Source organism: Sporosarcina sp. FSL K6-1540, from assembly GCF_038620285.1.
GTDB classification, from domain to species: Bacteria; Bacillota; Bacilli; order Bacillales_A; family Planococcaceae; genus Sporosarcina; species Sporosarcina psychrophila.
Window position 1 is genome coordinate 4,526,383 of the sequence record NZ_CP152018.1, and the last position, 13,107, is coordinate 4,539,489.

Consider the following 13,107-nt stretch of genomic DNA (forward strand, 5'->3'; position numbering starts at 1 on the left):
TCTTGACCAATCCACATTCCATGAATACAAATAAAAAATTAAAATTCACACGAAATACATGGTTTCTTCTTATCGGAATCATTTTCATCGCGTCCACACTTCGGTCGCCTTTAACATCTGTCGGACCATTAATCTCTTCCATTAGAGACAGTTTGGCCATTTCAAATGTATTAGCGGGATTCCTAACGACCATTCCTCTGCTCGCTTTTGCACTTATTTCACCGTTCGCTCCGAAAATTGCACGTCGCTTCGGAATGGAACTGACATTATTTGTATCACTCATTTTATTGACAGCAGGTATTATTACTCGTTCTCTAGGCACAACACCTAATTTGCTCATTGGCACTTTCCTAATAGGACTTGCCATTGCATTTGGAAATGTCTTATTACCAGGTCTAATAAAACTCAACTTTCCACTGCATATGGGTCTCATTACCGGTATTTATTCGGTCTCTATGAATTTATCCGCAGCCATCGCGGTTGGCGTCAGTGCACCACTTTCTCATAATACACAGTTTGGATGGAGAGGCGCATTAGGAGTTTGGGCGTTGCTAGCATTTATCGCTCTACTCGTCTGGCTCCCGCAACTTAAAAACAAGAAATCACCAAATTCATTGGATGTTCATTTGGAAAAGGCCAAATCACCCTCTTTATGGCGTTCTCAATTGGCTTGGAGTGTTACCTTCTTTATGGGGTTCCAATCTTTGATATTTTATACAACTTCCGCATGGATGCCTGAGGTGTTAAAAACGCAAGGAATAAGTCCAGATAGTGCTGGATGGATGGTTTCCCTCTTGCAATTTGCGCAATTACCAATGACATTCATCGTTCCGATTCTAGCAGGAAAAGTAAAAGATCAGCGCTGGATTGTAGCGGGTGTCGCACTATTATACCTCTTGGGCTATGGCGGTATCATGGCAGGCACAACTGCACTTGTTCCACTCTTTATGATTTTGATTGGAATTGCAGGTGGCGCAGCATTTGGACTTTCAATGATGTTCTTCTCATTACGCACACGGACACCACATGAAGCTGCAGATCTATCAGGTATGGCACAGTCCTTCGGCTATTTACTTGCGGCGGTTGGACCAGTACTCTTCGGATTATTACACGATTTCACATCAGGTTGGACAGTGCCGATGCTGATTATTATCATTGCATCTTTAATTGTCCTCCTATCAGGCTTGAAAGCAGGGAAAAACACCTTCGTTACTCCAGAGTAGGTGCTTAGAAATCTTCTACTACCAAAAAAGTGCTGTAAACCAATATTGGTTTACAGCCTTTTTCAAGTTATCATTTTTTTACTCGGCTACAACATCCGTTTTGACCTTCTCCTCTTTATTCTACTGGGCTATCAAAAGAACCTCTCTATCAAAATAGCAGTTAATACTAACCCAACTATAAATCAAATACAGACAACTCCCCTAGAGTTCTTGCCGTTTTTACGAGGCAAATTGATAAAGTTCTCTTTCATTCTTTTCATTTTTGCATCAGTTGCTACTAATCAAATGGGTTCAACAGGTAATCGTTAACGTGAATTCAATATGCTTCAGCAGCAAATTGCGGATAGGTTTTATTATTTGAAAGCTGGGTATTTTAAAGACTAGCACTAACACTATAAAAATCTTAGGAGGCAATTTGAAATGGCTGACAAAAAGTTTGTAGGTACATTCCATAATGAAACCCAAGTCTTGAATAAGATTGATGAGTTAAAAGCGCAAGGTTATACTAAAAACGATATTTATATTGTGACGAATGATGCAGATACATTATCGATTATCCGAGGAGAAACTGATGTGGATCTCCGATCGCCTGAAGGTAACTGGATGGACAAGTTCATCGCTTTCCTGAGCGGAGATGAACCCGTCAAAGGTGCATTCACTAACATGGGCTTCACCGACGAAGAATCCAACCGTTATTTCAATGAAGTCAAAGCTGGCGGAATTCTTCTATACGTGGACCAGGAATACGGTAATCTCTATGGAAATCAAGGAACGGAATATCAAGCAGGTTATACAGATCCTAATATCGGCTCAAATCTTGTTGTTGATGATTATGATAATCCCAATCTAGCAATGAACAGCCAAGGGTTAGGGTTAGGAACAGATGCAGAACAGGAAGAACATCTAAGATTGCACGAAGAGAAGCTCAATGTCGACAAAGAACGCTATCAGGCGGGTGAAGTGAACGTCAGTAAGCACATTGTCGAAGAGACACAAACGGTAGAAGTGCCCGTCACACGTGAAGAAGTGTACATTGAACGACGCGCAGTAACTGAAGAGACTGCTGCCGGAGAAGTGTTTGATGATGGTGAAAATATTCATATACCTGTTATGGAAGAGCGGGTTGAAGTGACAAAACGTCCTGTCGTTAGTGAAGAAATCGTGGTTGGCAAACGTGAAGTTCATGATACAGAAACGGTTAACGAAACCGTGCGCCGTGAAGAAGCGGATATCGACCGGACCGATGCAGTACTAGATGAACGTGATGGGACGGCCATACATTCATTGGATACAAATCCATTTGAGCGGAATGAATTAAATAATGATTCTTTAATCGACCGGAAACGATTTTAATAATTAAGAAAACCGTAAGGCACCTGGAGTCTAGACACTGCTCAAGATTGAAAAACAGATATTTTCTTATTCCTTTAAAAAGGAGCTTGCTTAAGTAGATGATCTACTTAAGCAAGCTCCTTTTCGTTTTCCGGATTGACTTCCATCACTTTTTTGGTTAGTTCAATTGACAGGTGACGCCGAATTTATCCCCTACCCAACCAAACTTGTCACTGACCGGCGTTTCAGAAAGCAGCATCAGGACTCGTCCATCCTGTGATAGCTGTTCAAAAAGCCGACCAATTTCCGCTGCCGTGTCACATGCCACAAACAATGAAGTGGAAGGAGTGAATGTGAATTCTTGGTTGATAGAACTGTCGATGCACATGAACGCCTGTCCTTTTATTGTGAATGTGGCGTGCATGATCATGTCGTTTTCTTGATGGACTACATTTAGAATTTCCGATTCATCAAAATAGCTGTGTAAAAATTCATGGCATTTTGTGCATTTGCTTCAATCATAAGCAAAGATAAGCAACGTCGTTATTTTTGGTCGGTAGTCCCTATAAGTTATTTCCCCTAACATCTTTATTTATAAATCAATTTCTAAAACAATCGGACAATGGTCGCTGCCGAGTATATGTGGATGTATGGTAGCATCTTTCAATAGAGATTCCAATTGTTTGGAGGCTATGAAATAATCAATCCGCCATCCAATATTCCGTTCCCTAACCTTACTCATGTACGACCACCAAGTATATGCTCCTTCTAGATTTGGATTGAAATACCGATACGTATCGATGAATCCTTCCCCTAATAGCTCCGTCATCTTTCCGCGTTCCTCACTGGTGAAGCCCGAATTACCGATGTTCGATTTCACATTTCGTACATCTATTTCCTGATGCGCGACATTCAAATCACCACATAGAATGACTGGTTTCATATCATTCAGTTTCTTTAAGTAGTCACGCATGTCGTTTTCCCATTCCAAGCGAAATGGCAATCGTGCCAAATCCCGCTGCGAGTTTGGCGTATAGACGTTTACTAAATAAAACTGCGCGAACTCAAGCGTAAGAATCCGTCCCTCTTCTTGAGCATCTAAATCGCCTACACCGTATTTCACAGTCAATGGTTTTTCTTTCGTGAATACAGCCGTACCTGAATAGCCCTTTTTTAGTGCGTAATTCCAATATTGATGATAACCATCCAACTGTAAATCAATTTGACCTTCTTGCAGTTTTATCTCCTGTACACAAAAGATGTCTGCATCCACCGTTTCAAAGTATTCTAAGAAACCTTTACTAACACATGCCCTTAATCCATTGACGTTCCATGATACTAATTTCATATAGATTGACTCCTTTGATTAACCTCTGCGAATTCTCTTTCCATTCTTACTATAGCACAAAAGAACATACGTTCAATTTTTCACCTATTAAAAACGAAAATTCTGCTACAGCTAGCCTAGTTGGTTCATTCATCGCCAAAAAATTCCGATTAGAACGATTGCTCCTAATAGAAATTTGCCAATCTGCCCGATTTGTTCCGAGGTGATAAATGGTTTTGGCACAAGAAATTCCATTTCCTTGATTTCATTCTCCAAATGATCTATTTTGGCTTTCAGCGCTATCATTTCTTTGTCCAGATTGGTTTCCCATTCATCTTGTCCATTCATATGTATTCCTCCCATTTTTTGATTTAACTTACTATACGTTACTTACTCAAATTGGTTTCATTTTTTCATTAATAAACAAATCTCAACGGCTTTGTTCGGGATCTATAAACCTCGTTTATTGAACTCCCCTATGTTCTCTAGTATCTCGCTATGGACACTAATATTCCATGTTATAAAGAAGATAAGACATACTACATATCACGTCTGTTGATTAACCAAAGTAACCAGTGAATAACATGATTAACTACTAGGCGCTACGTGTAAAGTTGACTTTGGATTGCTTTGGATATAAAGACTTCTATACGATTATCGAGATGTCTAGAAATGTAGTGATGCGATTTTGTCGCATCACTACATTTCTTTCCCGATAATCGTATGGTGGTCCTTCATCCATCGCGCTCCAAATGCATAAGTATACGAAGTGCTAAAACTTTTTGAGACGAAAGAATAGAGGGGCATCTACCTGGATAAAAGCCGCCAAAGATGCAATTTTGGCGGCTGATGCATTCTATATGGTTTTTTCTTTTTTAAGTAAAGAAGTGTCACTTTCTATAAGGTATCACATGATTAGGAGCATACTCTTTGCTAAAAGTAAGCAAGGAACGCATTTTACAACGTACTAGAGTGCCCGAAATTGCATCTTCGGGCACCTACACCACCTATAGAAAGTCATCTATTCTTTTCTTTCCAGGCAACTGCATTATTCACTTAAATATTGTAGGAACGCGACAGGCAACTATTCGCAACAGGATTAACGAAAATAGTGTGGCTAGAAGTGACGGAGTCACTTCTAGCCACACATGCCTCTCGATAAATGTGTCGTGAATATTTCGCCGAAAGCGGACCGGAAATGATCCCGTGAAAATGGATTTCCCCAACCCCTACTCACCATTATATTTTGTAAATAAATGGATAACAAAAAGACATGCCTACATATAATTGTACGAACCAGTTAAAGGTTTTTCTTTGTCTTGCAGCTGATTGAAATATGTATGCAAATAATCCGATAAATAACGAGATTATAATCAAATCGGATTGCCATATACGCTCTGCTGAATTAACAGGAATCATTACCTTTTGTAAGATTTGTAGAGTGTTATCATCATTAATTTGTATATTATATTTTTCTTTGTTGAAAAAACCTTCTTCAATCGTTATGAAAGATGCACTTTCATCTAAATTATAATGATAGCCAATCAAATTAAAATTAGTGAGTATTGTGAACGATAACAATAGCATCATCACAGGTATAAAAATGAACCCAAGCGGCAACTTTTCAACAGGCTTTAACATAATTATTCCTCCCGTAATTATCGTTTGTTATTCTATTTTATTCACAATAGTTGTGGGAATACCTCTTTAATTTGGAAAATAATTCGCAATACGAAAAATGCCTGTACTGAACACAACTTCAAATTGTGTTTAGCACAGGCAAGGAAGCATTAATTTAAAGAGAAGAATGTTTACATTTTTCTCTTGGAGCGGTGTCTTGACTTCAGCACTATTCTTACTTCATCTGGTCTGTTACAGTATCAACAAGTAACAAAGGATCTACCGTATATACCTCGTAAACGACTTCCTCTTCCTGCCACATAAAGCTATTCGCAGCTGCACCCTCACTATTCATATCAAACATCCCAGCCCCGATCTTTTGCGGAGCTGGTAATAATTGGTTTTCTAACTTTGCGACAATCTCTTTTGCCAAATCGATCATTTTCGCACTTCCTACTTCGCTATTCCGATTACGCATCGAAAATGACCAGCGCCCCTCATGCCATGTAAGGAAAATACTCCCTGCACCGGCATCTTGGTATCCCGTAATGCCATTTCCCAAATCAACTTTTTGAGCGCCATCATTGATGGGTTGGTAATTGATTTTCGCTTTAGCACTAGCCGCTGAATCATACCATGTCCCATTCACAATCATATAAGGGTGTGCATCGTGCAAGGTAGAATCATTTACAGGAATCGGTACATTTGTGACATAAAAATTTACTTCGTAATTATTTTTGCTCGATGCAGTAGTCGCCGTCAGATAACCTTCCCCTACAAAAATATCCTCTGGCAACATCAATTTCACATCAGTTTCTATAGCAGATGTTACCTGCGCTAAGATTTCTTCATGTGTTTGCTCAGGATTAGTTTCGGGGCTTTCTATTTGTTTTTCGGGTGTATCCGTTTCGGTAATATCTGGTGTCTCTACAACTTGATCCGCGCTTGATGAACATCCACCCAGTATGAATAAAGCGCTAATGACAATTACGCTGACTCTTTTTGATTTCATATAGTTCTCTCCTTATATAAACCACAAAAAATACTCGATTTTATTCGTATTCCCCTTTTTCTTGCTTGTTAATCCTTTTTATAAGTACGATGCGAGAAATAAACAGGTTTAACTGTCCATTAGCGAGAACCTGAAGTGTAATTCCGAAAATAGTTTATTCATCAAAAAAAACTCATCATTCATTGGAAGAATGATGAGCCTTTTATTGAATAGACAGTTGAAACGGATAGCTTAATGCGCATCAGGAAATACTCGCTTCATCGCATCTGAAAACTCTTCAAAGAATCCTTCCACTGGTTTGTCTTCTCTAATCTTAGTTCCATATTCGTCCATTTGTTTTACAAAATCGGGATTCATCGATACATAAACATTTTTAAAGTTAGCATCAGTCGACCTGACCTCATCCGCAATCTTATTCTCAGTCACTTCTGAACCATCTGCTCCTTCTTTTAGCACGACTGCCACATAAGCATTTGTGTCAGTTACGATGACATTGGCGCTTTCCACTTCTTCCATTTCCACTATTTTATCAGCAACATCATCAGCGACCGTCAGCTCTTGATTACCTTCGCTATTTGGATTGGTATCCGTTGCCGAGTTGTTTGTAGTACCGTTTGTTGAATCATTGGTGGTAGTATCGTTTACATCCGTTTCTGTTTCTGTCCCCACTGCATTGTCCTTCACTTCTTCATTTTTCTTCGTTCCACAACCCATCAAAGAAAAAATGACGAGCAAAGTGGCCAAAACACGCAACATCTTAGTCATTGATAATCCTCCTTCAAATTTGTCAGTAACGATAGCATGGTCTGTTTGTCTTTTTTTATGTAGTCGTTTTAAAATTTTATGCCAAAAAAATTCTCAAGCTGAAAAACGGCTTGAGAATGAAGTAAATTATGGTAATACATTCAGGCGACTGTTACTCAGCTTTGATTGCACTTACAACTTTATACAACTCAAGGTCTATTTCAACCGGTTCATTCATTGCTAATTTTGCTAGTTGTTTTCCTAAGAAAGGTCCGACAGTTAGTCCTGAAGCACCCAATCCATTCGCTAGTAAAATCCCTTTTGCTCCTGGAACTTCTCCAATAATCGGGAGGAAACCTGGGGTAAACGGACGGTAACCTACACGTACCTCGGTAAAAGCGCTGTCTGCTAATCCTGGCGCGACTGTTAGAGCTTTACCTAATACCTCATGCAAGCCTCCAGCAGTAACGCGCATATCAAACTGTTTATCATCTTCATGCGTTGCTCCAATGACTACTTTTCCATGATCAAATGCAAGAATGTATTGGTCAGTTGGTGGTATGACGACTGGCCATTCGGTGGTTTGTGTTTTTTCAAGTTGTAGATGGACGATTTGTGCTTTTTGAGCACTCACTTGTAGATGAATGCCTAGCGGCTCAACTAATTCTGCCGCCCATGCACCGGCAGTGACTATGACTTTATCCGCTAAAAACTGTTGATCTTCTACTTGAACTCCCGTGACAACTTTGTCTGTAGCAATAAGTGCTGCAGACCCATTTACGAACACTGCACCATGTTTTTTTGCGGCACTGACCAACGCATTTCGTAAAGCTCGCCCGTTTACACGAGCCGCTCCACTAATTTGAATAGATTCATATTCCCCAGAAAGCGGCGGAAATAAAGCCGATGTTTCACTTGCATTCAATTGACGGATATCGCCAATTTCAGGTGCATCTTCTCGTCTTTTTACCGCACGTTCTTTCATTTTCTCGAGTTTGACAGCATCCGTGTGCAAGCTAACCGCACCAACGCGTCGGTACCCCGTTTCCGTTTCCCCGTCTTCTTCAAGCTGTTGGATGAGTGACGTATAATATGCCGCCCCGCCTTTCGCAAGGGCGTACCAAGCTTTATTTCTCCGTTGGGATAGCCATGGACAGATAATGCCCGCTGCCGCATCCGTCGCCTGCCCCGCGTCCTGACGATCTATAACTGTCACTTTAACTCCAGATTTGGCTAAATGATACGCTGTCGACGCTCCTAAAATTCCTGAGCCTATGATGATAAATTTCTTCATTATAAAACACCTTTTCCACTTTGAGTTTATTCTAATCATACCAGTTCTTATACTGAATTTTGACCGATTAACATGGTTTTGTCGAATTTACCCGCGACTCCCAAAAAAACACCACAACCATGGCAGGTTGTGGTGTTTTATCCTAATTCACTTCACACAGATAACAACGCGGCATCACTGTTTAACTTTTCACCGCGAATGCGTTGGAATTCGGCCATTAACTTTTCGATCGTCAACTGCTTCTTCTCTTCAGCCTCAACTTCCAAGATGATTTGCCCTTTATCCATCATAATGAGCCTATTGCCTAAATCCATTGCTTGCTGCATATTATGTGTGACCATCAGCGTTGTCAACTGATCCTTTTCTACAAGTTGTTTCGTTAGATTCGTGATCAATTCCGCCCTTGATGGGTCAAGGGCCGCTGTATGTTCATCAAGAAGCAAAATGGACGGTTGTGTAAAAGTAGCCATTAACAAAGAGAGTGCTTGACGCTCCCCACCTGATAGCATACCTACCTTGGCATTCAATCGATCCTCTAGGTTCAAATGAAGTGTTTCTAGTGATTCCCGGAATAGTTCACGACGTTTCTTGTGAACACCTTTACGTAATCCGCGTGTTTTATTGCGCGAGTACGCCATTGCTAGGTTTTCTTCAATTGTCATAGAAGGAGCGGTTCCTGCCATTGGATCTTGGAATACTCTGCCGATCATTACCGAACGTTTATATTCAGGCAGTTTCACAACATTTTTACCCGCGATTTCAATAACACCGAAATCAGGCGTAAGTGCTCCTGAAATCATATTCATCATTGTTGATTTCCCCGCACCATTACTGCCGATGACAGTTACAAAATCTCCTTTTTTCAAATGCAAGTTGATTTGATCAAGTGCGATTTTTTCATCGGGAGTCGCTTCGTTAAATACTTTATTTATCTGTTGGAGTTTCAGCAATTGCGTTCCCTCCCTTGTTTAATACATGATCATAAGTTGTTAATCGTTCGGCATGACGTTTCGCTTTCCTCTTATTTTCCCGTCTTTTATCAATGTATTGCGGTAAAATAAGTGCAGCTATAACAATAACGGCGGTGATTAACTTCATGTCTCCTGTATCGAGAAATTCTACTCGAAGTGCAAGACCCAATACGATTCTATAAATAATAGCACCTGCAATCACTGCAAGTGTTGTTCGCATAATTGTTTTCGTACCAAAGATTGCTTCACCAATAATAACAGAAGCTAGTCCGATAATAATCATACCGATTCCCATACCGATATCGGAAAACTTCGAGTACTGAGCAATCAATGCACCAGAAAAAGCGACAAGCCCATTAGATAGGCCTAACCCTAGGATTACAAGAGTATCTGTATTCGCTGAAAAGCTGCGAATCATTTTCTTATTATCACCAGTTGCCCGTATTGCAAGCCCGATTTCTGTTTGTAAAAACCAATCTACAACGACTTTAATAAGCAATGTAGCTATAATCATTAAAAATAACGTTCCCCATGTAGAAGGTAAGTATGTAACGCCTAGCATGCTGAAGAATTGATTGATTGACTCATCAATGCCAAGCGTACTCCAAAATACATAGAATTTACTAAACAACGTCTCTGCATTTAACAAAGGAATATTGGGACGTCCAACAGAACTATCCGACGTCATCCCCATAATCCTTAAATTGATAGAGTACAGAGCAATCATCATCAAGATACCCGCAAGTAATGGATTAATCTTTCCTTTCGTATGTAAAAGACCCGTAATACAACCGGCAATAAATCCAATAACAATGGCGACTCCAGTTGCGAATAACGGATGATACCCAAAGACAATCATCGTGGCTGCAACCGCTGCCCCTGTTACAAAACTTCCGTCAACCGTTAGATCGGGAAAATCTAGCACCCGGAATGTGATGTACACACCGAGTGCCATGATTGCATAGATGATTCCTTGCTCCACAGAGCCGAATATAGCACTAAACATACAGAATCATCTCCTAATTCATTCGCTTAATTCAGCTTTCCATTCGTCCTTGATATCAAGACCAAGTGTATCAGCTGTAGCTTTATTTATAACAAATTTTAAGTTCTGAGGAATTTGAACGGGCAAGTCAGCTGGTTTACTTTCGCCTTTTAAGATTTTAACAGCCATTTGACCTGCTTCAAAACCTATATCGTAAAATTCAAATCCATATGCGCCTAAACCACCGCGTTTTACGGAGTCGAATTCACCGACTAACAGCGGAATCTTATTGGCATTCGCAACATCTATCACCGATTCAAGTGCTGACACAACCGTATTATCTGTAATAATGTAGAAAGCATCTACTTTACCAATCAATGATTCAGTAGCTTGCTTCACATCCGCGGATGTTGCAACCGGCGCTTCTTTTACAGTCATATCCATATCTTTCAATATTTCCTTAACCGCATCAACTTGTGAACGTGAGTTTTGCTCTCCAGCGTTAAAGACCATTCCAACATTTTTAACGCCTAATTCTTCTTTCATGAACTTCATCGTTGATGGAATTGCTTCAGGATGATTATCAATTGTCCCAGTCACATTGCCGCCTGGACTTTCCATTGAAGCAACTAGTTCAGCACTTACAGCATCAGTTACCGATGTAAATACAATTGGAATTTCTTGTGTCGCTACTGCGACTGCTTGTGCACTAGGCGTCGAGTTCGCAAAAATTAAATCAACGCCTGAACTGACTAAGTTATTAGCTATCGTTGTATTAGAGCTATTATCATTCTGAGCATTTTGCTCAACGTATTCCACGTCAAGACCTGCATCAGCCAATGCTTTTTTAAATCCATCTGCCGCAGCATTCAAAGATGGATGCTCGACAATTTGAGTCATACCAATTTTATATTTCTTCGTTTCTTCATTAGTTCCTTGCTCTTTTTCATCATTTGATGGCTTGGATGCATTCTCTGCTTTGTTTTCTCCACATGCCGCAAGGATGAAAATAACGCTAAATAATGCCACTGCATACTTTAACCAATTTGTTTTCATTTTTGTTCCCCCTTTTTCATTATCGCCTTCTTTAATAGACTTGTCTTTACGACGATAATTATTCGTAACAATACACTGTTTGCAAATGTTAGTCAATGGAATTTTAAGTATTCTAAACATTGAAGCGCTTACATTTTCTAAATAGTGTTTTTTGTTTTTTAATTATTAACGATTCATTTTAATGTATAAAAACTCAACGAATTACTTGGTTCATTTTTACGTACAAAAAAACGACCAATACCCGCCGAAGGAGTTTTGACCGTTTTTCTACACAATTAGGGATAATCCGCATTTGAGCTGAGTAATTACTTCATTTATTACGATACTTTTTCTTGATATCTATTAATCAACTCATCCAATTCTTGACTACACGCGACAACAAGGGGATGCGTATATCCGAAAGTTTTTGCTTTTCTATACATGACTTTTCTCTTAATCCCAATTTGAAACAACAACGCCTTTTCATTCAGTAGCCTTTTCACAAATCTTCCTCCATATAATATATTCGGCTTCAAATTATGCGCTCTTTATCTAGTAGGTTCGGAAGCAACTAGTTCATCGTACAACATCATGTTTAAAAAAAATGTCGTATTAAGTCAAGATTACATTAATTCATAAATTTGTCACAAGTCATAGGAATATAAGTCGTATTAGTTGATTCTTAACGCTTTAAACATGTTTTCATTCGTGGATTGATTGTATTTTTAACTATTTCACTTAAAATGGTTTATATCATATTCAGCTGGGTATAGATAGATTACAAGGTGAAACAACCTGAAGAAGCTATTCGTAGACGAGTAACCTACAAGTAACTTCTAATGGATGAAATGCACAGCCTTGGCGGAAAATTTGCTTTACTGGCGACTAGTTACATTCGATGAGAACCACCTGATTTAGAGTTAAGTTGTGTATCACTTAGCTATTCATCCGGCATTAGGGATGAATAATTAAGGCTTTAACTAAGTAATACAGGTTAATCACGAAGTTTTAGACCAAGCAGTAAGCGTTACGTTTTTTGTTTAAGTGCAATTTGAATACTGACAGCTTTGCCAAAAGTGGCGGCGCACGTCAGGCTTATCAAGCTGAAAGACGAGTATTAAATAATCGTCAGTAAAAACAGTTTGTATCATTGAGAAAACAAATTTTCCGAGTGCACCCCTTTCATAGGGGAATGAAAAAGCATGGTCCTTCATGGATCATGCTTTTTTCGTCTCAATAAATTTCTTCACAGCTAATACGAATTGAAATCGGTTTTGAAGCCATATTAACGTAGAATACACTTATTGAAATGGAGGGTTTATTATGACAAAAGATAATCCAAAAGGAACTACCAACAAATCAACCCCATCGAAACATCAAAAATTAAAATCGAATACAATGAAAGAAGAAATTTCGCTTGAGTTAGCCGAACTCGGAAACATAAATCCGAAGCATGAACCGATGACACAAAACGACAGACAAAAGAGTGAATCGGAAAAGACTTATAAATAATAGAAAATATTTACTGAAAACCACTAGGAGTAACCAACCCTAGTGGTTATTT

The 13,107-nt window shown here is 39.3% G+C and carries 14 protein-coding genes; 3 read left to right on the plus strand and 11 right to left on the minus strand.

Going from position 1 to position 13,107, the window contains the following annotated elements; translation table 11 throughout:
* Positions 1-20: 20 nt before the first annotated feature.
* On the plus strand, positions 21-1,223 hold the full coding sequence (locus MKY15_RS21805; RefSeq protein WP_342539798.1) for an MFS transporter: 1,203 nt from the start codon (positions 21-23) through the stop codon (positions 1,221-1,223).
* A 420-nt stretch (positions 1,224-1,643) separates the two neighbouring features.
* A complete protein-coding gene (locus MKY15_RS21810; RefSeq protein ID WP_342538580.1) occupies positions 1,644-2,576 on the plus strand; it encodes a YsnF/AvaK domain-containing protein in 933 nt (310 codons plus the stop codon).
* A 157-nt stretch (positions 2,577-2,733) separates the two neighbouring features.
* On the opposite strand, the gene MKY15_RS21815 is transcribed toward MKY15_RS21810, so the two are convergent.
* From MKY15_RS21815 to MKY15_RS21865, 11 genes are all read right to left on the minus strand, one after another.
* A complete protein-coding gene (locus MKY15_RS21815) occupies positions 2,734-3,015 on the minus strand; it encodes a VOC family protein (RefSeq protein ID WP_255428699.1) in 282 nt (93 codons plus the stop codon).
* Between the two features lie 132 nt (positions 3,016-3,147).
* A complete protein-coding gene (locus MKY15_RS21820) occupies positions 3,148-3,903 on the minus strand; it encodes an exodeoxyribonuclease III (RefSeq protein ID WP_067210531.1) in 756 nt (251 codons plus the stop codon).
* 129 nt (positions 3,904-4,032) lie between these two features.
* The gene (locus MKY15_RS21825; RefSeq protein ID WP_067210533.1) at positions 4,033-4,230 is read right to left on the minus strand and encodes a hypothetical protein; all 198 of its coding nucleotides are present in this window, start codon (positions 4,228-4,230) and stop codon (positions 4,033-4,035) included.
* 891 nt (positions 4,231-5,121) lie between these two features.
* Positions 5,122-5,523, minus strand: a complete 402-nt coding sequence (locus tag MKY15_RS21830; protein WP_342538581.1) for a hypothetical protein — start codon at positions 5,521-5,523, stop codon at positions 5,122-5,124.
* A gap of 214 nt (positions 5,524-5,737) precedes the next feature.
* On the minus strand, positions 5,738-6,514 hold the full coding sequence (locus tag MKY15_RS21835) for a hypothetical protein (RefSeq protein WP_342538582.1): 777 nt from the start codon (positions 6,512-6,514) through the stop codon (positions 5,738-5,740).
* Positions 6,515-6,745: 231 nt separating this feature from the next.
* Positions 6,746-7,279, minus strand: a complete 534-nt coding sequence (locus MKY15_RS21840) for a YhcN/YlaJ family sporulation lipoprotein (protein ID WP_342538583.1) — start codon at positions 7,277-7,279, stop codon at positions 6,746-6,748.
* A 151-nt stretch (positions 7,280-7,430) separates the two neighbouring features.
* Complete coding sequence (locus MKY15_RS21845; RefSeq protein WP_342538585.1) at positions 7,431-8,552, minus strand: FAD-dependent oxidoreductase; 1,122 nt, start codon at positions 8,550-8,552, stop codon at positions 7,431-7,433.
* A 152-nt stretch (positions 8,553-8,704) separates the two neighbouring features.
* Positions 8,705-9,502: an ABC transporter ATP-binding protein gene (locus MKY15_RS21850; protein WP_067210546.1), complete on the minus strand. Its 798-nt coding sequence runs from the start codon at positions 9,500-9,502 to the stop codon at positions 8,705-8,707.
* Positions 9,477-10,529, minus strand: a complete 1,053-nt coding sequence (locus tag MKY15_RS21855; protein WP_067210548.1) for an ABC transporter permease — start codon at positions 10,527-10,529, stop codon at positions 9,477-9,479. The genes MKY15_RS21850 and MKY15_RS21855 overlap by 26 nt, the downstream gene beginning before the upstream one ends.
* Positions 10,530-10,547: 18 nt before the next feature.
* The gene (locus MKY15_RS21860) at positions 10,548-11,564 is read right to left on the minus strand and encodes an ABC transporter substrate-binding protein (RefSeq protein WP_187045167.1); all 1,017 of its coding nucleotides are present in this window, start codon (positions 11,562-11,564) and stop codon (positions 10,548-10,550) included.
* A 317-nt stretch (positions 11,565-11,881) separates the two neighbouring features.
* Positions 11,882-12,046: an aspartyl-phosphate phosphatase Spo0E family protein gene (locus MKY15_RS21865; protein ID WP_067210553.1), complete on the minus strand. Its 165-nt coding sequence runs from the start codon at positions 12,044-12,046 to the stop codon at positions 11,882-11,884.
* Positions 12,047-12,866: 820 nt separating this feature from the next.
* Here MKY15_RS21865 and MKY15_RS21870 point away from each other — a divergent pair.
* A complete protein-coding gene (locus tag MKY15_RS21870; protein ID WP_340742347.1) occupies positions 12,867-13,055 on the plus strand; it encodes a hypothetical protein in 189 nt (62 codons plus the stop codon).
* The last annotated feature ends 52 nt before the right edge of the window (positions 13,056-13,107 follow it).

Coding starts and splice junctions, on each gene's coding strand:
- MKY15_RS21820 (WP_067210531.1), bottom strand. CDS start 3,903: ATGAAATTAGTATCATGGAACGTCAATGGATTAAGGGCATGTGTTAGT.
- MKY15_RS21825 (WP_067210533.1), bottom strand. CDS start 4,230: ATGAATGGACAAGATGAATGGGAAACCAATCTGGACAAAGAAATGATA.
- MKY15_RS21805 (WP_342539798.1), top strand. CDS start 21: ATGAATACAAATAAAAAATTAAAATTCACACGAAATACATGGTTTCTT.
- MKY15_RS21855 (WP_067210548.1), bottom strand. CDS start 10,529: ATGTTTAGTGCTATATTCGGCTCTGTGGAGCAAGGAATCATCTATGCA.
- MKY15_RS21835 (WP_342538582.1), bottom strand. CDS start 6,514: ATGAAATCAAAAAGAGTCAGCGTAATTGTCATTAGCGCTTTATTCATA.
- MKY15_RS21870 (WP_340742347.1), top strand. CDS start 12,867: ATGACAAAAGATAATCCAAAAGGAACTACCAACAAATCAACCCCATCG.
- MKY15_RS21845 (WP_342538585.1), bottom strand. CDS start 8,552: ATGAAGAAATTTATCATCATAGGCTCAGGAATTTTAGGAGCGTCGACA.
- MKY15_RS21810 (WP_342538580.1), top strand. CDS start 1,644: ATGGCTGACAAAAAGTTTGTAGGTACATTCCATAATGAAACCCAAGTC.
- MKY15_RS21860 (WP_187045167.1), bottom strand. CDS start 11,564: ATGAAAACAAATTGGTTAAAGTATGCAGTGGCATTATTTAGCGTTATT.
- MKY15_RS21830 (WP_342538581.1), bottom strand. CDS start 5,523: ATGTTAAAGCCTGTTGAAAAGTTGCCGCTTGGGTTCATTTTTATACCT.
- MKY15_RS21840 (WP_342538583.1), bottom strand. CDS start 7,279: ATGACTAAGATGTTGCGTGTTTTGGCCACTTTGCTCGTCATTTTTTCT.